General features: G+C 65.2%; 15 protein-coding genes and 1 tRNA gene. 4 read left to right on the top strand and 12 right to left on the bottom strand.

Going from position 1 to position 19,454, the window contains the following annotated elements:
- Positions 1-66 precede the first annotated feature (66 nt).
- The 7 genes from ACYVHT_RS19415 to ACYVHT_RS19385 all read right to left on the bottom strand — a co-directional run bounded on the left by ACYVHT_RS19415 (position 67) and on the right by ACYVHT_RS19385 (position 9,161).
- The gene (locus tag ACYVHT_RS19415; protein WP_460555929.1) at positions 67-1,053 is read right to left on the bottom strand and encodes a hypothetical protein; all 987 of its coding nucleotides are present in this window, start codon (positions 1,051-1,053) and stop codon (positions 67-69) included.
- Positions 1,054-1,195: 142 nt separating this feature from the next.
- A complete protein-coding gene (locus ACYVHT_RS19410) occupies positions 1,196-2,920 on the bottom strand; it encodes a hypothetical protein (protein ID WP_460555926.1) in 1,725 nt (574 codons plus the stop codon).
- A 223-nt stretch (positions 2,921-3,143) separates the two neighbouring features.
- Positions 3,144-5,237: a M13 family metallopeptidase gene (locus tag ACYVHT_RS19405; protein ID WP_460555923.1), complete on the bottom strand. Its 2,094-nt coding sequence runs from the start codon at positions 5,235-5,237 to the stop codon at positions 3,144-3,146.
- Positions 5,238-5,390: 153 nt separating this feature from the next.
- The gene (locus ACYVHT_RS19400) at positions 5,391-6,731 is read right to left on the bottom strand and encodes a M56 family metallopeptidase (RefSeq protein WP_460555920.1); all 1,341 of its coding nucleotides are present in this window, start codon (positions 6,729-6,731) and stop codon (positions 5,391-5,393) included.
- Positions 6,732-6,733: 2 nt separating this feature from the next.
- Complete coding sequence (locus tag ACYVHT_RS19395; protein WP_460555917.1) at positions 6,734-7,102, bottom strand: BlaI/MecI/CopY family transcriptional regulator; 369 nt, start codon at positions 7,100-7,102, stop codon at positions 6,734-6,736.
- Positions 7,103-7,408: 306 nt separating this feature from the next.
- Complete coding sequence (locus tag ACYVHT_RS19390) at positions 7,409-7,837, bottom strand: hypothetical protein (RefSeq protein WP_460555914.1); 429 nt, start codon at positions 7,835-7,837, stop codon at positions 7,409-7,411.
- A gap of 73 nt (positions 7,838-7,910) precedes the next feature.
- On the bottom strand, positions 7,911-9,161 hold the full coding sequence (locus tag ACYVHT_RS19385; protein ID WP_460555911.1) for a TCR/Tet family MFS transporter: 1,251 nt from the start codon (positions 9,159-9,161) through the stop codon (positions 7,911-7,913).
- A gap of 138 nt (positions 9,162-9,299) precedes the next feature.
- Here ACYVHT_RS19385 and ACYVHT_RS19380 point away from each other — a divergent pair, with 138 nt between their 5' ends.
- From ACYVHT_RS19380 to ACYVHT_RS19370, 3 genes are all read left to right on the top strand, one after another.
- Complete coding sequence (locus ACYVHT_RS19380) at positions 9,300-10,364, top strand: acyltransferase family protein (protein ID WP_460555908.1); 1,065 nt, start codon at positions 9,300-9,302, stop codon at positions 10,362-10,364.
- A gap of 134 nt (positions 10,365-10,498) precedes the next feature.
- Positions 10,499-10,693, top strand: a complete 195-nt coding sequence (locus ACYVHT_RS19375; RefSeq protein WP_460555905.1) for a hypothetical protein — start codon at positions 10,499-10,501, stop codon at positions 10,691-10,693.
- Positions 10,694-10,814: 121 nt separating this feature from the next.
- Positions 10,815-10,887, top strand: a tRNA-Met gene (locus ACYVHT_RS19370).
- Between the two features lie 50 nt (positions 10,888-10,937).
- Here the strand turns inward: ACYVHT_RS19370 and uvrA are convergent.
- From uvrA to ACYVHT_RS19350, 4 genes are read right to left on the bottom strand one after another with little or no spacing between them, the layout of a single operon-like run.
- Positions 10,938-13,484 carry an excinuclease ABC subunit UvrA gene (gene uvrA / locus ACYVHT_RS19365; RefSeq protein WP_460555902.1) on the bottom strand — a complete coding sequence of 849 codons (2,547 nt, stop codon included), beginning with the start codon at positions 13,482-13,484 and terminating at the stop codon, positions 10,938-10,940.
- A gap of 53 nt (positions 13,485-13,537) precedes the next feature.
- Positions 13,538-14,023 (bottom strand): peptide-methionine (R)-S-oxide reductase, encoded by a 486-nt coding sequence (gene msrB, locus ACYVHT_RS19360; RefSeq protein ID WP_460555899.1) that lies wholly within the window; start codon positions 14,021-14,023, stop codon positions 13,538-13,540.
- A gap of 45 nt (positions 14,024-14,068) precedes the next feature.
- Positions 14,069-15,571, bottom strand: a complete 1,503-nt coding sequence (locus ACYVHT_RS19355; protein WP_460555897.1) for an NCS1 family nucleobase:cation symporter-1 — start codon at positions 15,569-15,571, stop codon at positions 14,069-14,071.
- Positions 15,572-15,613: 42 nt separating this feature from the next.
- A complete protein-coding gene (locus ACYVHT_RS19350) occupies positions 15,614-16,108 on the bottom strand; it encodes a hypothetical protein (RefSeq protein ID WP_460555894.1) in 495 nt (164 codons plus the stop codon).
- Between the two features lie 109 nt (positions 16,109-16,217).
- On the opposite strand from ACYVHT_RS19350, the gene ACYVHT_RS19345 reads away from it, so the two are divergent.
- Complete coding sequence (locus ACYVHT_RS19345; RefSeq protein ID WP_460555891.1) at positions 16,218-18,845, top strand: M1 family aminopeptidase; 2,628 nt, start codon at positions 16,218-16,220, stop codon at positions 18,843-18,845.
- Between the two features lie 79 nt (positions 18,846-18,924).
- Here the strand turns inward: ACYVHT_RS19345 and ACYVHT_RS19340 are convergent, their stop codons facing one another.
- Positions 18,925-19,434 (bottom strand): GNAT family N-acetyltransferase, encoded by a 510-nt coding sequence (locus ACYVHT_RS19340; protein ID WP_460555888.1) that lies wholly within the window; start codon positions 19,432-19,434, stop codon positions 18,925-18,927.
- Positions 19,435-19,454 lie beyond the last annotated feature (20 nt).

Raw genomic sequence — 19,454 nt, 5'->3', positions numbered from 1 at the left:
CATTGACGGTCTGTAATTTCGTGGCGGTGCATGGGCGATTACTGATTTAGCGAAAGGTAATTGTCCTCACGCTCTAGCCGTGGCGCTGTCGAAGTAGCCCGCCATGTACACGCGGCTGCCGCGCACGGCTACGCCGGTAGCCACTTCGTCGCCGGTGCTGCCGCCGGCGCGCTGCACCCAGGCCCATTGGCTGCCGGTGCCGGTGTCCTGCACCTTGCCCACAAACGCATCCTGATAGCCCGCGCTGCTGAGCGAGAAAGACCCAAATACGCCGGTGCCCCCGAAGCTGCCGGCCACCAGCACATCGGTGCCCGCCACGGCCAGCGCCCGCACCGCATCGTTGGCCGTGCCGCCCACGGCCCGCGCCCAGGCGTAGCTGGCACTGGTGCCGCCGTCGCTGATTTTGGCCACAAAGCCATCGTCGGTGCCTGAGTTGATGGCACCGGCATTGGCCGCGCTCAGCGCGCCGAAGGTCAGGGTGGTGCTGGTGGAATGCCCGCCCAGGTACACCGTATTGCCACTGGCGGCCAGGGCCAGGGCCTCATCGAAGCCGTTGCCGCTGACGGCCAGCGCCCACACAAAATTGCCGGCCGGGGAAATTTTGGCCACGAAGGCATCGGTGCCGTTGTTGGGCCCCAGGGTACTCGGCCCGAAGTTGAGGAGGGTGCTTTGGGTGTAGCCGGCAATGTAGATGCCCGCGCTACTCACGGTCACGGCATTCACCTGGTCGTTGGCGGCCCCACCGGTGCGCACGGCCCACTCGAAGGAGGCGCTTACCGGGTTCCATTTGGCCACAAAAAGGTCGTAAACCCCCACGCTGGTGAGGGTGGTGCTGCCAAAACCGACGGTGCCCTGAAAGCCCCCGCCGATGTACACATTGCCCGCCGCATCGGTGCCCACCCCGTAGGCCGGCGAGATAAAGCTGCTGCCCGTGGCCGCTATGGCCATTTGCCAGGCGGGGGCCTGCGCCCGCGCCGCCGGCCCCACCAGCCCCACGAGAAGGAAAAGCGCCGCTGCCAACTCGCCGCGTATCAACGAGAAAAAGTGCTTCATAAAAAGAAAGAAAAGCCCGCCAGTGGTAGAAGTCCAGGGTAAATATAGCAGCACAACAAAGCCCCAGTGGCAACCACCGGGGCTTTGTTGTTAAAGAGAAACCAAGCGGTGCGGGGACGCGGACTACAGCGTCCGCGCTACGCTACTCTACTACCAGGTGCCGGGTGCCGGTGAAACTGCCGGCCTGCACCTCCACGGCGTAGAGCCCCGGCGCAAGGCCCATCAGGTCCAGCTCGTGGCGCAGGCCGGCAGCGGGCAGAGCCACGGTGCTGGTGCGCAGGGTGCGGCCCAGGGCATCGCGCAGGGTGAGGGTGGCCGTAGCGGTGCCGGGCAGCACGGGCAGCAGCACGGTGGTGGCGGCGCGGGCGGGGTTGGGCGCCAGGGAGAAACTCAGGTTGCCTTGGGGGGCATTGGTAGCCAGCAGGGTGGGGTCGGTGAGGGAGACGAGAAATGAACTCTTGAAGACATTGTTGGTAGGACCAGTTAACGCAATTGTGCCGAAGTTGATGACGGAGGAGGTGTAAGTACCGCTGACATACACATTGGTACCACTCAAAGAAATGGCATTGGCTCCATCATAATTCACACCACGACTTTGCTGGGCCCAAGCAACTGTGCTGGTAGTACCTGAATCAATAAGCTTCGCAACGAAAGCATTGCTGCCATTCCCCGTATTGGTGAGCAGCGATGGACCTAAACTCATGCTTGAGCTGTCAAAATGCCCCGCTACATAGACTTGGGTTCCTTGCACGGCCAGCGCAATTCCATAATCAACTCTTGGGCCGCCGACCCGTTGGACCCACGTGAAATTTCCAGTCGAGCCCACATCCGTTAGCTTGGCGATGAAGATATCGGGGTACGTGTTGGGACCTACCAAACCGATGGTGCCAAAGGTTGCCGTGGCGCTGGCAAAACCGCCGGTTATGTACACCTGGCTGCCACTTGCAGCAATTGCCATGGGGTTGATGTCGGGTACCGACCCGGTTCCGCTCGCCTGTTGCACCCATAGAAAATTGCCGCTTGCTCCTGCATCGACCAGCTTCGCCACAAATAAGCCAATCGTTCTTAGCACGATGGTCCCAAAAGCGGCATTCAAGTCGGAGGAGGTACCCGTTATAAAAACATTAGGCCCACTGGCCGCGATGCCGACTACCTCGTCGTTGCTAGTGCCGCCGGCGCGTTGCGCCCATACAAACGTCCCGGTTGGACCGGTATCGGTAAGCTTCGCCACAAAAACATCCGTGAGGCCGGTATTCATATTTACCAGACTACTGCTACCAAAAGCCGCTGTGGAACTGGAAAAATTGCCGGTGATGTATACATTGTTCCCATTCACGGCCACGCCGGTTGCAAAGTCGTCATTCGTTCCCCCCGCCTTTTGCACCCAAACCACTGTGCCAGCCAATCCGCTGTCAGTAAGCTTGGCGACAAACGCATCAACGTAAAAATTGCTGCCGGTGCCCGACAACGTAAGGCTGCCAAAAAGGGCCGTATTACTGAATGAGCCGGTGATGTACACAGAGCTGCCATTGACCGCCACTGCTGTTATCCGGCTGTTGCTGGTGGCTTGGCACCATACGAAGGTGTTCGTGACCGTGCTCCATTTGGCAACATAGCCGTTGTTAGTGAGAGTGCTGCTCAGCGTTGTGCTGCCAAAACTGACCGTTCCATAATAAGTACCCACAACATAAATGTTTCCGTTGCCGTCGGCAGCTGTCCCAGTTACGGTTGAAGACCCATTAACGGAGTTTTGGGCCACGGCGACTTGCCAGGCCGGCGCCTGCGCCCGCGCCGCCGGCCCCGCCAGCCACAGGAGAAGGAAAAGCGCCGCTGGCCAGCCGCGCATCAGGGAGAAAAAGTGCTTCATAAAAAGGAAGAAACGGCCCACCATTGGTAGAAGGCCAGAGTAAATATAGCAGCATAACAAAGCCCCGCTGGTTACCCCGCTGGCGCGCGTCTGCGACGCGTGCCGACTGGGTTCGAGTCTCTGACTCGGGGTGTGCTTGTTCGCGGCATTGCCCACTATCCGAGCCGCAGGCTCGAAGTCAGGGGGCACGCGTCGCAGACGCGCGCCAGCAACCGCCGCGCTACTACCAAATCACCGCCCGGTCCGCCGGCTTGCGTATCATCTTATCGCCCTCCTTGCACCCCCACGCTGCCTGAAACTGCGGCATGTTCATCAGCGGCCCGATGGTGCGGTACTGGCCGGGCGAGTGCGGGTCGGTGGCAATTTGCTGGCGCAGGGCCTCGGGGCGGATGTTGGTGCGGCGCAACTGGGCCCAGCTCAGGAAGTAGCGCTGCTCGGGCGTGAAGCCGTCGTACTTCGGGCGCGGGCCGTTGCCGTAGCGCTGCTGGAGCTGCTTTTCGAGGGCGCCGTACACCACGGTGAGGCCGGCAAAATCGGCCAGGTTTTCGCCCATCGTGAGCTGGCCGTTCACGTGCACCGAGTCGAGGGGCGAGAAGGCGTCGTACTGGCGGCCCACCACGGCGGCGCGCTTCGTGAACTCGGCCGCGTCGGCCGGCGTCCACCAGTCGCGCAGGTTGCCCTCGGAGTCGTACTGCCGGCCCTGGTCGTCGAAGCCGTGGGTCATCTCGTGGCCCATCACCCCGCCAATGGCCCCGTAGTTGATGGCGTCATCGGCCTTGGGGTCGAAGAAAGGCGGTTGCAGGTAGCCGGCCGGAAACACAATCTCGTTCATCGGCGGGTTGTAGTAGGCGTTGATGGTGGGCGGCGTCATGCCCCACTCGTTGCGGTCGATGGGCTGGCCGAAGTGGGCGGCCTCGCGGCGGCTTTCCCACTGGCGGGCGGCCAGCACGTTTTTCAGGTAGCTCTCGCGCGAGATGGGCAGGGCCGAATAGTCCTTCCATACGTCGGGGTAGCCGATTTTCACGCGCAGCGCGTTCAGCTTTTTCAAGGCTTCGGCTTTGGTGGGCGCGCTCATCCAGGTGTTGGTCCGGATGTGTTCGGCCATGCTGGCCTTGATGTTGCCCACCATTTCCAGCGCCTTGGCCTTGGCCTCGGGCGAGAAAGCCTGGTCCACGTACAGCTGTCCGAAGGCCTCGCCCAGCAGCTGGTCCGTCGCGGCCTGAATGCGTTTCCAGCGCGGGGCCTGCTGCTTGGCCCCGGTCAGCGCCTGGCTGTATTTGAAGGCGGCCTCGGCGTAGGGCGTGGGCAGCGTGCTGGCCACCGAGCGCACCAGCTGCCAGCGCAGGTACACCTTCAGGTCGGGCAGCGTCTCGGTTTTCAGCACCGCATTCACCTCGTCGAAGAACGCCGGCTGGCCGATAATCACCTCCTGTGCCTTGCCCAGGCCCAGGCCCGCCAGCAGGCCCCGGGGGTCGAGGTTGGGGTAGCGCTGCTGGGCGGCGGCCACGGTCAGCTTGTTGTAGTTGGCCTGCGGGTCGCGCAGCTCCACGGGCGTGCGCGAGGCTTTGGCCAGGCGCGTTTCGATGCGCTCCACGGTGGCCGCGTCGAGCTGGGCCACCATCGGGGCCGCGCCCAGCAGCTGGAATACCTGCATCATGTAGGCGCGGTAGGCGGCCTTCACCTTCTCGGTGCGGGCATCGGTTTTGAAGTAGAACTCGCGGTTGGGCAGCGTCAGGCCACCCTGGCCCATCTGCACGGCGTACTGGGTGGTGTTTTTCTCGTCCACGTCCACCCCGATGTTGAAAAACACGCTGGCCCCGATTTCCTGCAGATGCACCACCTCCGTGCGCAGATTGGCCAGGCTGCGGATGTTGGCCACGCGGTCCAGCTCCGGTTTCAGCGGCGCGAGGCCGGCCCGGTCAATGGCCACTGTGTCCATGGCAGCGGCGTAGAAGTCGCCCACTTTCTGGGCGTTCGAGCCGGGCGCGGCCGTGCGGTTGGCCGCCGCGTCGTCCAGAATCCTGCGCAGCAAGTCCTGGGTGCGGTTGCCGAGCAGGTTACGCGGGCCCCAGCTGCTGGCGTAGCTCGGCACGGGGTTATTGCGCAGCCAGTTGCCGCCCGAAAACTGAAAAAAGTCGTCGCAGGGGTTCACCGAGCGGTCGATGTCGGCCATGTCGAGGCCCACGCCTTTGGGGGCGGGCGCGGCAGCAGCCACGGGCGCCGCCGGGGCCGTGGTGCTGGTGGAAGGCTTGCTGCCGGCGCAGCCCGCCAGCACCAGCAGGGCCGCCGCGCCGGCCGGGAAGTATCGGTTGTTCATAAAGACTTGATGTTTCGTTAGCACAAAAGAGCAACAAAGAGCGCAAGTAGCGGCGCGGGCTGCACGGCATGAAAAGCAAAAAGCCGCCCCCGGTGCTGGGAGCGGCTTTTTGGTGGATGCAATGGAGCGATGACGAGGCGCAGGGAGGCGTCCCTACGGTTTCACCGGGCTGCCCTTCTCATCGAAGAACACATAGTGCGGGCGCATGCCTTCGGCCAGCTGCACCTTGTAGTTCACCGCGCCGGTCGAGGGGTAGCTCAGCCTGGTGACGCCGATGATGCGCGAGTTGGGGTAGGTTTTGGTGATGTAGGCCAATGCTTTGGGGGTTAGCACGTTCACTTCGGCCGGGGCTTCGGTGCCGGGCACCAGGGGTACGGCCTTGTTAATCCGGGCATTGAAGGCTTCCACATCGGGGGCGTGCTCGTTGTTTTTGGTGGTGATGATGACCGCCCCGCCGGCCGCCTCGCCGCCAAACAGCCGCCGGGCCTGCTCGGCTTTGAGCACGTTGACGCTGGCAATCTCATCGGGCTTGATTTTCTCCGACCAGTCGGCGCCCGTCAGCTTGCCGTCGACATAATAGACCGGGTTGCCGGTCAGGGCCAGCCGTGCGGAGTGGGCCCCGGAGGGGTCGGCCTGGGCGTTGAGGGCCAGGGTGCCAAGCAGCAGCGGCAGCACCACCAGGTACCGGCCCAGGCGGACCGTAGCAGAAGCAGGGGAATTCATCATGAGTACGCGGTTTTTGAGGGTTGGAAATGTGAAATGGGAAACCAGGGAAAGGCCGCTCGCCGAGTGGCTGAGGCGCAGCAGGCTGTATTGATAGGCCCGGCGGTCAACGAGGCCGGTTTCGAGCACGGCGTGGTCGGCCAGGTACTCAAGGTTGTCGAGCAGGGCGCGGCGCAGCAGCCACGCCGCTGGGTTGCACCAGGCCACGGCCTGCATCAGCTGGGCCAGCAGCACGTCCACGGTGTGCCATTGGCGCACGTGCACCTGCTCGTGGCGCAGCACGGCCGCCAGCTCGGGGCCGGGGTGCTGCGCCGGGTTCAGGTAAATGGTGCTGCCAAAGGAAAACGGGCTGATGTCGCCCGGCAGCACCCGCACCGGCAGCCCCTGCACCACGGCCGGCCGGGAGGCCCGCCGCAGCCGCGCCAGCGACAGCAGCTGCAGCAGCAGCCGCCCCAGCCACACGGCCGCGCCCGCGCCGTACAAGGCCACTCCCACAGCCGCCCAATCTGCGGCCGGGGCTGCGGCCGCCGGCAAAGCGGCTGCGGCCCCCGGATTTCCCACCACAGGAAAAAAGATGGCGGGAGTGGCCTCGGCCGGCAGCAGCGCCGGCACCGGCAGGGCCGGGTACACGGCCGCAAACAGCAGCGCAAACAGCAGGTATGCCCGGTTCAGGGTGAAAAACGTGAGCCGGCGCAGCAGCCCGAAATACACCGCCGCAAACAGCAGCAGCACCGCGTTAGCCTTCAGCAGATACAGCAGGATGGCGTGCATGGCTAGTCCTCCTTCTTGCTTTCGATGAGCCGGATAATCTCCTGCAAATCCTCGGCGCTCACCTTGTTTTCCTGCGCGAAAAACGACACCAGGTCCTTGTAGGAGTTCTGAAAATGCTGCTTCACCAGCGTGCCCAGCGAGCGGCGCTGGTAGTCGTCGGCCGTCACCACGGGCACGAAGCGGTAGGAGTTGCCCAGCTTTTCACTGCGCACGTAGCCCTTGCGCTCCAGGTTGCGCAGGGTGCTGGCCAGGGTGGTGTAGGGCGGGCGCGGGTCGGGCAGGGCGTCGAGCACGTCTTTCACAAAGCCGCCGGCGGGCAGCGGCCACAGCACGCGCAGGGCGTCTTCTTCGGGTTGGGTGAGGCGTTCCATCGAGGGGGAGCAATCAGTGTTACGATTATGTCGTAAATCTACGAAATTTTCGTAATAATGATTGTTCCCGATGAAAAATAATTTCAGCTGGAAATAGAAAAAGCCGTTTCCGGCCTGGAAACGGCTTTTTAATAATGAAGCTGTTTAGCAAGTCAAAAGCGTTGTCATCCTGAGCGCAGCGAAGGACCTTCTCACGTCAGAACAGCGCCTAATCTGACGTGAGAAGGTCCTTCGCTGCGCTCAGGATGACAGACGTGTAGGCAAATCAGGCTTTCTAAACAGCTTCGATAAAACAATAGCAGGTAGTCAGCGGGCTTTATCGGTCTGCTGAATTTGGAGCCAGCGAATGGCCGCGCCTTCGTCGTTGAAAAACGAGGTGGCAAACGGCTTGTCGTTGTAGGCTTCGGCCGGCACGTAGTCGTGCCGGTTCACAATGGACTCGTGCAGCGTCGGGCTCAGGAGGTAGGCCACGTAGAGCCGGCCGCCCAGCCGGCGCGCCATGTCCGGAAAATACTGCTTCAGCAGCCATTCCGTGGTAGCAGGGTCGTTGAGGGTGCGCCGCCGGATGTCCTGCAGCCAGAACCGGGCGTTCTCGCGCAGGGCCGTCTCGCACATTTGCTCGTACACGGCGGGCAGCTCGGGCGGGGCGGGCTGGTAGGCCCACCGGCTCACCAGAATGTCGAGGTCGGCGCGATAAGCGAGGTCGATGAGCGGCGCGGGAATGTCGGAATTCATAGGCAGGCAAAGGGCGGACAGCGGCAAATTACGGGCTGGCGCCCCGACTGCGCTGCCCCGCCGCCGCCCGGCGCTAGTGCGTGGGCACAATTTCGGCCACGGCGGCCTCCACCGGCGGGTGCCGGCGCAGCGAGCGCACCGCCAGCGCCACGCTGCCCAGCGCCAGCACCGCGCCCAGCAGGAAGGGCGCGCCCGGGAAATGCACCGGCGCGCCCTTGCGGGTAAATTCGCCGAATAAGTAGCTCATCATCAGCGGGCCGATTACGCCCGTCACGCTGATGAGGCTGGTGAGCGCGCCCTGCAGCTCGCCCTGCTCGGTGGCCGGCACCTGGCCCGAAATCGTGCTTTGCAGCGCCGGCCCCGCAATGCCGCCCAGGCAATACGGGGCCAGAAAGGCCAGCATCAGCCCGCCGCTGGGCGCAAAGGCAAACAGCACAAACCCCACGGTGTAGCACAGCAACCCAATCACAATGGCCCGCGTGGCCCCCAGCTTCGGAATGGCCACCCGCACCAGCCCGCCCTGCACCAGCCCGGTAAACAGGCCGATGACGGCCAGCGAGTTGCCCACCATCTTCTCGGTCCAGCCGAATTTGAGAATGGTGTAAAACGTCCAGACCGACTGCGTGGCCGAGCCCGCCAGGTACAGCAGCACCAGGGCGGCTATCAGGCCGGATATCGTTGGGTACTTGCCCAGCCGGAGCAGCGAAGCCACGGGGTTGGCCCGGCGCCACTCAAACGGCCGGCGCTTGTCCCGCGCCAGCGACTCAGGCAGCACAAAGTAGCCATACACCACATTGCACAGGCTCAGGGCCGCTGCCGCCATAAACGGCACCCGGGCCCCGAATACGCCCAGCTGTCCGCCCAGCCACGGCCCTATCACGAAGCCAATGCCAAATGCCGCGCCCACCAGCCCGAAGTTCTGGGCGCGCTTCTCGGGCGTGCTGATGTCGGCAATGTAGGCCGTGGCCGTGGTGAAGCTGGCCCCCGCCATGCCCGCAATCACGCGCCCCACAAACAGCCAGGCCAGCGTGGGCGCAAAGCTCACAAACACATAATCGAGCCCCAGGCCCAGCAGCGAGGTCAGCAGCACCGGCCGCCGCCCCAGCTTGTCGCTGAGGCCGCCCATGACGGGCGCAAAGCAGAACTGCGCCGCCGCGTAGGCAAACGTGAGCCAGCCCGAGTAAACAGCCGCCCGGCTCAGCCCCTCGCCCGTGAGCTGCTCGATGAGCTTGGGCACCACCGGAATGATGATGCCCAGGCCGATAACATCAATCAGAATTGTGATGAAAATGAAGCCGAGGGCTGGCGCGCGTTTATCAGACATAAGCAAGGGGCGGGCAATGGCCTGCCACCGGCAAAGGTCGCAGAAAAATGCCCGGCGCTGCCGCTGCGCCGCTGCCGCCCGCCGGGCCGTATTTTGCGGCTTTCCGGCTTCCTGCCAGAAAGCCCGCGCTGCCGCCCCATGCCCGCTTTATCAGCTTCTGCCCTGCCTTACCGCCCCGCGCTCACCGGCTTGCGGGCCGTGGCCGTGGCGGTGGTAGTGGCCCAGCACTGGCTGCAGCCGGGATTTCCGCTGGGCGAAGTGGGGCCGAGCCTGTTCTTTGTGCTAAGCAGCTACCTGATTTCGGGCATCATCTGGAAAGAGCGGGCCTATCCGGGCGCGGGAGGGCGGTGGAAGCGCCGGCTGGGTGTCTTTTACCTGCGCCGGGGGCTGCGCGTTTTGCCGGCCTACTATGCGGTGGTGCTGGGGTGTGCGCTGCTGCCGCTGGCGGCCGTGCGGGCCCATCCCGGCTGGTTTCTGCTGCCGGTGGCCAACCTGCTCATCTACCAGGGCCGCGGCTGGCCCGATGGCGTCGGGCACTTGTGGACCATTGCCGTCGAAATACAGTTCTACCTGCTCTGGCCCTGGCTGCTGGGGGCCATCGGCCGGCGGCCGGCGTGGCTGGTGGGGCTGGCCGTGGGCGCTGTGGGCTTCCGCGTGCTGTGGTCCTGCTACCGGCACTCCGACATGGTGCACCTGCTGCTGCCCGTCAGCTTCGATGCATTTGCGCTTGGCGCGCTGCTGCAGCTGGCGGCGGGAGGGGCCTGGCTGGCCCGGGTGGCGCGGGGGCGGTACGTGGCCCTGGCGTGGGCCGGGTGGGCAGCGCTCCGGCTCCTGCCGGTGGTGGCCGGCTGGGCTGCACCCCAGGCAGCAGGGCTGGCCGGCTGGCTGGCCGCCACCGAGTTTCTGACCGTGGGCTGGCTGTTGCAGCCTTCGCGGCCGGGCCGGTGGCTGGGGCATCCGGTGCTGCATTGGGTGGGGCAGCGCAGCTACGGGATGTACCTGATTCACCTGCCGCTGCTGGTGTTCTGGCAGCGGCTGGTGTACCATGCGGTGCCCGGTGCGGCCGGCCGGGCCGCCCTCATGGGCCGCTGGCCCGTGTTGCTGGTGCTGGGGCCGGTGCTCCTCCTGCTCAGCGCCGCCTCGTGGCGGTGGCTCGAGCAGCCAATCGACCGGCTGAAGGAACGGTTCCGCTACGCAGACTAAGCGCATCCTGCCCCTGGGCGCAGCTGCCATAATCAGGGCGTGGCGATGGGCGCGCTTGCCCATTTTTGGCGCACGCTCGTATGAAGCCCAATCCTGCCTTCTCAGGATTTTCTCTCACTTCGACTTCTCGCGTCATGAACCAGAAACGCACATTTGGCAGCATTCTCACCGTCCTTGGCATCATTGGCATCATCATCGGGGCACTGGCCTTTTTGGGTATTGGTGGGCTGGGCCTGGGCAAAATGAATTCCATCGTCCCCTTTGTAGTGGGCCTGATATTCTTCGCCGCCGGCATTAACCTGGTGAAAACCACCGGTGACCGCGCCTGATGGGGCAGGTGTGAAATAAAATATTCGCCTGACACGCAGCGCCTTGCTTGCTTTGCATCGGTTTTTGCGAAGTAGCCCTTGCTTTCCCAACAAATCAAGCTACCTTTGCAGAACCAAACAGTGCGGGGTGGAGCAGTTGGTAGCTCGTTGGGCTCATAACCCAAAGGTCACTGGTTCGAGTCCAGTCCCCGCTACCTAAGAAGAGGCCGTTTCCAATCAGGAAACGGCCTCTTTCTTTTTCGGGTCATCTGGTTGCTTCCTGCCGGAACCGCGCCAGGTAGGGGGCTGTGCGGCTTGCTTGGGCCTTCACTATGTCCTGCGGGGGGCCGGCGGCTACCACGCGGCCGCCGTCTTCGCCCGCGCCGGGGCCGATGTCGATAACCCAGTCGGAGCCGGCCACCACGCGCATGTCGTGCTCCACTACGATGACCGTGTTGCCGGCTTCGACCAGTCCTTCGAGCTGGAGCATCAGCTTTTCAATGTCGGATGGGTGGAGGCCGGTGGTGGGCTCGTCGAGGACGTAGAGCGTGTTGCCGCGCCCGATGCGCTGCAACTCGGTGGCGAGCTTGATGCGCTGGGCCTCGCCGCCGCTCAGCTCGGTGGCGGGCTGGCCCAGGCGCAGGTAGCCCAGGCCCACCTCGCGCAGCACCGTGAGGGCGCGGTGGATGAGCGGCTCCTCATCGAAGAAGGCCCAGGCGGCGTCCACGGTCAGGCCGAGGACTTCGGCAATGTTCTTGTCGCGGTACTGCACTTCCAGCGTTTTGGCGTTGTAGCGGGCGCCGTGGCACACCGGGCAGGGCGCGTACACGCTGGGCAGAAACAGCAGCTCAACCATCACGAAGCCTTCGCCCGCGCAGTTTTCGCAGCGGCCCTTGGCCACGTTGAAGCTGAAGCGGCCGGCATCGTAGCGGCGCCTGCGGGCCTCGGGCGTGGCGGCGAACAGCTTGCGCACATGGTCGAACAAGCCCGTATAAGTGGCCATGTTGGAGCGCGGCGTGCGGCCAATGGGCTTTTGGTCGACGCGCACCAGGCGCTTGATTTTGTCGAGGCCGGCCGTAAGCTGGCCGCCCAGCGTGGCCGGCGCGGGCGCGGCCAGCGGGTCGGTTTCCTCTTCCTCGGCTTCGATGGCCTGGCCCAGGCTTTCGGCCACCAGCTCCACCAGCACCTGGCTCACGAGGCTGGACTTGCCGGAGCCCGACACGCCCGTGACCGTCGTGAACACGCCCAGCGGGAAGTCCACGCTGAGGTTCTCGAGGTTGTTGCGCGTCACGCCGGCCAGCTTCAGCCAGCCGGTGGGCGTGCGCGGCGGCTGGTCGGGCAGGGGCGAAGTATCGAAAAGAAACTGGCGCGTCTGCGAGGCTTCGATGGTTTTCAGGCCCTCGGGCGGGCCGCTGTAGAGAACCTGGCCGCCCTGGGTGCCGGCGGCGGGGCCGACGTCCACCAGCCAGTCGGCCCGCCGGATGACGTCCAAATCGTGCTCTACCACAAACAGCGAGTTGCCCGCGCCTTTCAGGCCGGCCAGCGCCTGCAGCAGCGCCTCGGTATCGGCCGGGTGCAGGCCCGCGCTGGGCTCATCGAGCACGTACACGACGCCAAACAGGTTGGAATAGAGCTGGGTGGCCAGCCGCAGCCGCTGCAGCTCGCCGGGCGAAAGCGTGGGCGTGCCGCGCTCCAGCGACAGATACCCCAGGCCCAAATCGAGCAGCACCGTGAGGCGGGCCGCCAGGTCCTCGGCAATGCGCCGGGCCACGATGGCCTGCTCCGGATGCTCCTGGTCGTGCTGCTGCCGGCCGGCTTTGCCTTCGGCGAAGGGCTGCAACAGCGCCGCCAGCCGCTTGAGCGGCAGGCGCGACATCTCGGCAATATCCAGCCCGGCAAACTTCACGCTCAGCGACTCGCGGCGCAGGCGCTTGCCGTGGCAGGTGGGGCAGTCGGAGCCCAGCATGTACTGGGCCACGCGCTTCTTCATCAGCGCGCTTTGGGTGGTGGCGAAGGTGTGCAGCACGTACTTCTTCACGCCCATGAAGGTGCCCATGTAGTTCGGCGGCTCCTTCCTTTTAATGGCCCGCTGGGTTTGCTCGGGCGAGTAGCCGGGGTACACCGGCAGCACGGGCTGCTCCTCGGTGAAGAGAATCCAGTCCCGGTCCTTTTGGGGTAAATTCTGCCAGGGCGTGTCCACGTCGTAGCCCATGCTCACCAGGATGTCGCGCTGGTTCTGGCCGCCCCAGGCCTGCGGCCACGCCGCAATGGCCCGCTCGCGGATGGTGAGCGTGGGGTCGGGCACCATGCTCTGCTCGGTCACTTCGTACACGCGGCCCAGGCCGTGGCAGGTGGGGCAGGCGCCCTCGGCGGTGTTGGGCGAAAAGGCTTCGGCGTAGATGATGCCCTGGCCGGCCGGGTAGTCGCCGGCCCGCGAGTAGAGCATCCGCAGCAGGTTGGAAAGCGTGGTGACCGAGCCCACCGACGAGCGGGTGCTGGGCGCGCCGCGCTGCTGCTGCAGGGCCACCGCCGGCGGCAGCCCCTCAATGGCCGTCACCTCGGGCACCGCCATCTGGTGAAACAGCCGCCGGGCGTAGGGCGACACCGACTCGAGGTAGCGCCGCTGGGCTTCGGCGTAGAGCGTACCGAAGGCCAGACTCGATTTGCCGGAGCCCGACACGCCGGTGAATACCACCAGCGCATCGCGCGGAATGTCGACGTCGACGTTTTTGAGGTTGTGCTCGCGGGCGCCGCGCACGCGCACGAAGCCGGAGAAATCGGTGGGGGAGGAAGGAGTGGCTGGTTTAGCCATAAGAAAGGAGGAGCATGTGAGGAAAGCTGGTCGCCACTGGCTGGCCGCGCATCTTAGCCAGACGAGCCCGCCGGCTCATTCGTTGCCTCGGCCGCTTCCGCCACCAGCACCATACCCGCCGAGTTGATGCAATACCGCAGCCCGGCCGGTGCCGGCCCATCGGCAAACACGTGGCCCAGGTGCCCCGCGCACACATTGCAGCGCGCCTCGATGCGCTGCATGTGGTGGCTTTCGTCGAAAAAATAGCTGATGGCGGCGCGGCTGGCCGGCTGCCGGAAGCTGGGCCAGCCCGAAATGGCGTGGTACTTCTCCTGCGCCTCAAACAGCAGACTGCCGCAGCCGGCGCACACGTAGCGGCCGGGCTTGTAGGCGCGGCAGTAGGCGTTGCGGTAGGGCGGCTCGGTAGCGGCTTCGCGCAGCACCTGGTACTGAGGGGGCGTGAGCTGCTGCGCCCACTCGGCGGGGGAGCGGCGCACGCGGCGGGGCGGCTCGGGGTTGCCGTAGCGGGCGTAGATGAGGACGTCTTTCCAGCGGAGCATGGGAGGCAGGCGACGGCGCAGGGCCAGAAGCCATCGAAGGAACAGCTATCGGGCCAATGTAGCTACTGGTGCCGCCGCCGCAGCGGCCGGCACCGCCTGCCCGCGCATCAGCAGCAGGTAAGCCCCGCCCGAAATCAGGAAACCCACAAACCAGGCGTAGTTGTACACCGCCACCAGCGCCGGCCACACCGCGCCCTTATCGAGCACGCCAATGGCCGTGAGGAAACCCGGCACGTTGGGCAAAACGCCGATGATGAGCGCCCAGATGGCCGCCGGGTTCACGCCGCCCCGGTAGGCATAGCGGCCGGTGTACTGGTAGAGGTCGGGCACGGCCAGCTGCTGCTTGCGCAGGAGGTAGTAGTCCACAATCATGATGCCGCCGATGGGGCCGAGCAGCCCTGAGTAGCCCACCAGCCAGGTGAAAATGTAGCCCGAGGGGTCGGCAATGAGCTTCCAGGGGAAGATGAGCACGCCGATGACGCCGGTGATGTAGCCGCCGGTTTTGAAGCTGATGCGCTCGGGCGAGAAGTTGGCGAAGTCGTTGGCCGGGCTCACGATGTTGGCCGCAATGTTGGTGGCCAGCGTGCTCAGGGCCACGGCCAGCATGGCGGCGCTCACCAAGAGCTTGCTGTCGAAGCGGCCGGCCAGTACCACCGGGTCCCAGATGGTCTGGCCGTAGATGACCAGCGTGGCCGACGTCACGACCACGCCCACGAAGGAAAACAGCGTCATCGAAGCCGGCAGGGCCAGCGCCTGCCCCAGCTGCTGCGCCCGTTGGCTGGTGGCGTAGCGCGTGAAATCGGGAATGTTGAGCGAGAGCGTGGCCCAGAAGCCCACCATGCCCGTGAGCGAGGGAAAAAAGAACGCCCAGAACGCCGCGCTATCGGCAAACTTGCTGGGCTGTGCCAGAATCGGCCCCAGCCCGTGCCCGGCCGAGATGGCCCACCACAGCAGCGCCAGCGCCGCCAGCGGCAGAAAAAAAGCCTTGAACACCAGTAGCTTCCGAATGCTCTCGACGCCGAGGTACACCACGTACATGTTCAGCACCCAAAACAGCAGAAACACCAGCGCCGGCCCCGTAGCCAGGCCCCAGCTGGCCGGGAAAATGGCCGGCAGCGTAGCCAGCGACGGCACCCACAGCACCGCCATCTGGTAGAGCGCATAGCCCCCAATCCAGGTCTGGATGCCGAACCAGCCGCAGGCGATAATGGCCCTTAGCAAGGCCGGCACGTTGGCCCCGCGCACGCCGAAGCTGGCCCGGGCCAGCACCGGAAACGGGATGCCGTACTGCGCCCCCGCCCGGCCATTGAGCAGCATGGGCACCAGCACAATGCTGTTGCCCAGGAAGATGGTGAGCAGCGCCTGCCACCAGTTCATGCCGCCCTCGATGAGCGAGCTGGCCAGCATGTAGGTCGGAATGCACAGGCTCATGCTAATCCAGAGGGCGGCGTAGTTGCCGGTGCCCCAGGTGCGCTCGGCGGGCTGCACGGGGGCCAGGTCGGGACTGGTGAGGCCGGGGGCAAAGGAGGTGTCGGACGGGGTGTGCATGGCAGTTTCAGGGAAAGAAGACCCGGCCGAATATAAGCACGATTAGTGAGGTGCCGCAGCCGCGACGCGCTGGCGGCGAGCGTCTTCGGCTTCGTAGAAGGCGGCCTCGTCGCGGTAGGGCTGCACGTTCCAGGTGGGGCGGTCGCGGGCAATGGCTTCCACCGATTTTTTGAGCCGGGCCCAGGTATCGGCAGTGCCGAGGGCGCCGGTGGAGTCGGCGGCCAGGGCGGCCTGGCATTGCTGCAGCAGCGCTTCGTGGCTGGCAATCTGCGGGCCGCCGGGGCCGTTGAGGCGGGTTGGGGGCGTGCGCTTCTGCGGGTAGGCCTGGCCGCGGTAGCTGGCCGCCGTCACGTTGATGTCGGGCGTGGGGGCGCGCGGGTCGGCCAGCTCCACGTAGTTGCGGGCCCCGGCGCCGGAGCGACTGGCCGCGGCGGCACCGACGCCCACCCGCACGCCGGTGGAAATCAGATTGACCAACTGGGCCCGGGCCGACCCGGCCGCGCCAAAAAGGACCAGGAAAAGTAGCAGTGGTTTCATGCCGGAAATTGAAGTGGAAAAGAGGCGTCAAGATACGCGGCGGGTGCATTACCACCGCATCAACCGCCGGAGGCACGACCTTTGGCGCGTTATCCGAAACGCAACCCGTATGAATGAGCACACGCTTTCCCGCTGCCGCATTGGGCTGGTGGTTCTTGGCATTCTGGGCGCGGCCTGCCAGCGCCAGCCGGCAGCCACGGCGGCAATGCCGCCCCCTGCCGCTGTAGCCGCCCCGGAGCCACCCGTTGAAAAAGGCGTTTCCGAGGCGCTGGCCGTGGCGCGCAGGCAGCGCATCAGCGGCGTGGCGTATGACCTTAGCCTGCAGATTCCGGCGCAGAAAACCGCGCCAATTGACGTGCGGGAGTCGATTTCCTTCAAGCTCAAAGACAACCGCAACCCGGTGCAGCTGGATTTCAAAGCCAGTACCGACCTTCTCGACAGCCTGAAAATCAATGGGCAGCCCGTCAAAATCGACCACCGCAACGAGCACCTGGTGCTGTCGGCGGCGGCGCTGAAAGTGGGCCGCAACGAGATTGAAATCCATCTCACGGCTGGCGAGCAGTCGCTCAACCGCAACGACGACTACCTCTACACGCTGCTGGTGCCGGACCGCGCCCGCACCGTTTTCCCGGTATTCGACCAGCCCGATTTGAAGGCCACGTTTAAGCTGAGCCTCGCCGTGCCTTGGCAATGGCAGGCCGTAGCCAACGCGCGGTTGGTTGATACTCTTCAAACAGCTGATGGCGTGTTGCCCGGTAGGAAGTTCTACCACTTTGCCACTTCCGATAGCATCAGCACTTACCTGTTTTCCTTCGCGGCGGGCAAGTTCTCGCGGCTGAACCGGACGGTGAACGGCCGCCCGATGAGCTTCCTGCACCGCGAAACCGACCCGGCCAAGCTGCGCCTGAGCCTCGGCCCCATCTTCCAGCTGCACGCCGATGCGCTGACGTTTATGGAGCAGTACACGGGCATCCGCTACCCGTTTCAGAAGTTTGATTTTGTGGCCATTCCCGACTTCCAGTACGGCGGCATGGAGCACGTCGGGGCCATCGACTACAAGGCTTCGACGCTGTTTCTGGACGAGGGCGCGACGCAGGACCAGGTGCTGGCCCGCGCCAACCTCGTGTCGCACGAAACGGCGCATATGTGGTTTGGCGATTTGGTGACCATGCGCTGGTTCAACGACGTGTGGATGAAGGAAGTGTTTGCCAATTTCATGGCCGATAAAATCACGCAGGTTTCGGTCAAGAACGCCAGCTACGACCTCAAATTCGTCATCGACCATTACCCCGCCGCCTACGGCGTGGACCGCACGGCCGGGGCCAACCCCATCCGGCAGCCGCTGGCCAACCTGCAGGACGCGGGCTCGCTCTACGGCAACATCATCTACCACAAAGCACCCATCATGATGCGCCAGCTGGAGCGCCTGATGGGGCCCGACGCCTTCCGGGCCGGCCTGCAGGAATACCTGAAAACCTACGCCCACGGCAACGCCACCTGGCCCGACCTCATCAGCATTCTCGACGCCCGCACGCCCGCCGACCTGCAGGCCTGGAACCAGGTGTGGGTGAACCAGCCCGGCCGCCCGGTGCTCAGCTACCGCATCAGCGGGGGCCACGACCAGCGCTACGGCCTGTATGTGACCCAAACGGCCGAGGACGGCTCCGACCGCCTGTGGCCGCAGGAATTCGACGTGCTGGTGGAGTCGGCCAGCGGCGAGCAGCAGCAGCTGACGGTGAAGATGGAGGGAAAGGAAAAGGGCATCCGGATACCGTTTCTGCCCAGGCGCGTCGTGTTCAACGTCACCGGAATCGGCTACGGCGTGTTTCCGGTGGCCCCGGAATTGGCTGCTTCCGTAACGCAGCTGCAAAGTCCGGTGGCCCGCGCTGCCAGCTACGTCAACCTGTATGAAAGCATGCTTCGCGGTGAAGCAATCAAGCCGCTGGCCCTGCTCAATGCCTACCGCCCGGCCCTCACCCGCGAGCCCGAAGAGCTGAACCTGAAGCTGCTCACGGGCCAGGCCAGCGCCATTTTCTGGCAGTTTCTCAGCCCTGCCCAGCGGCAGGCCGTGGGGCCGGCGCTGGAAGCTGACTTGTGGGCGGCCATGCTGAAAAACCCGGCCCCCAACGCCCAGAAGCAGCTGTTCAAAACCTATCAGTCGGTGGCGCTGAGCAAGGAGGCCCAACGCCGGCTCTACCGCATCTGGCAAAGCCAGCAGGCCCCCGCCCGCGTGAAACTGACCGAGGACGACTACACGGCCCTGGCGCTGGCCCTGGCCGTGCGCGACTACCCGGCGCCCGAGCCCATTTTGCCCACGCAGCTCACGCGCATCAAAAACGCCGACCGCCGCCTGCGGCTGCAGTTCCTGATGCCCGCCCTTGCGCCCGATGTGGCCACCCGCGACGCCTTTTTTGCTTCGCTGAAAGACGAAAAGGGCCGCGAGAAAGAGGCTTGGGTGACGGCCGCGCTGGGCTACCTGCACCACCCGCTGCGCCAGGCCACTTCGGAAAAGTACCTGCCCGCCAGCCTCGACTTGCTGCAGGAAATCCAGCTCACGGGCGACATTTTCTTTCCCTATTCCTGGCTGCAGGCCACGCTGGGCAGCTACCAGTCGGCCACGGCAGCGGCCACGGTGCGGGCCTTCCTGGCCGCCCACCCCGAGTATAACCCGCAGCTCAGGGCCAAGCTCCTGCAAACCGCCGACGACCTGTTTCGGGCCGAAAAGCTGGCGCGGTAGGGGCGGGGCCTGCCCCCGCCCAGACGTTCGTGCGGTGCTAACCGTGCCGCGCGCCGACGGGCGGGAGCAGGCCCCGCCCCTACAGCGGCTTTTCCAGCACCAGCAGCACCAGCGGCTGCTTCGGAATGCCGAAGCGCGGGTCGGTGGGGAAGGGCTCGGTGGCACCGGTGCGCTGGTAGCCGCGCCGCTCGTAGTAGGCCAGCAGCTCGGCGCGCACCGAAATAACCGTCATGCGGCTCAGGGTGCAGCCGTGCCGGCGGCCGTGGTCCTCGGCGGCTTGCAGCAGGAACTTGCCCACGCCCCGGGCCTGGCCGGCGGGGTTCACGGCCAGCATGGAGAGGTAGAGCAGCGCGCCCTTCACCTGCACATGAAAGCTGCCCAGCAGCTCGCCGGCCGCGCTCTGGCAGAGCAGCAGGGCCGCGCCGGGCCGGGCCAGCATCTCCAGCATGCCTTCCTCGTCGATGCGCTGGCCGTCGAGCAGGTCGGCCTCGGTGGTCCAGCCCTGGCGGGCGGTGTCGCCCCGGTAGGCGGCATTCACGAATGCGGTGAGGCGCGGGGCATCGGCGGGCGTGGCGTAGGCGAGCATCATGGCGCGAAAGTAGCAGCCCG

Source organism: Hymenobacter daeguensis (genome assembly GCF_054780555.1).
The sequence above is the reverse complement of the archived record's forward strand: the minus strand, read 5'-3'. Positions and strand labels throughout refer to the sequence as shown.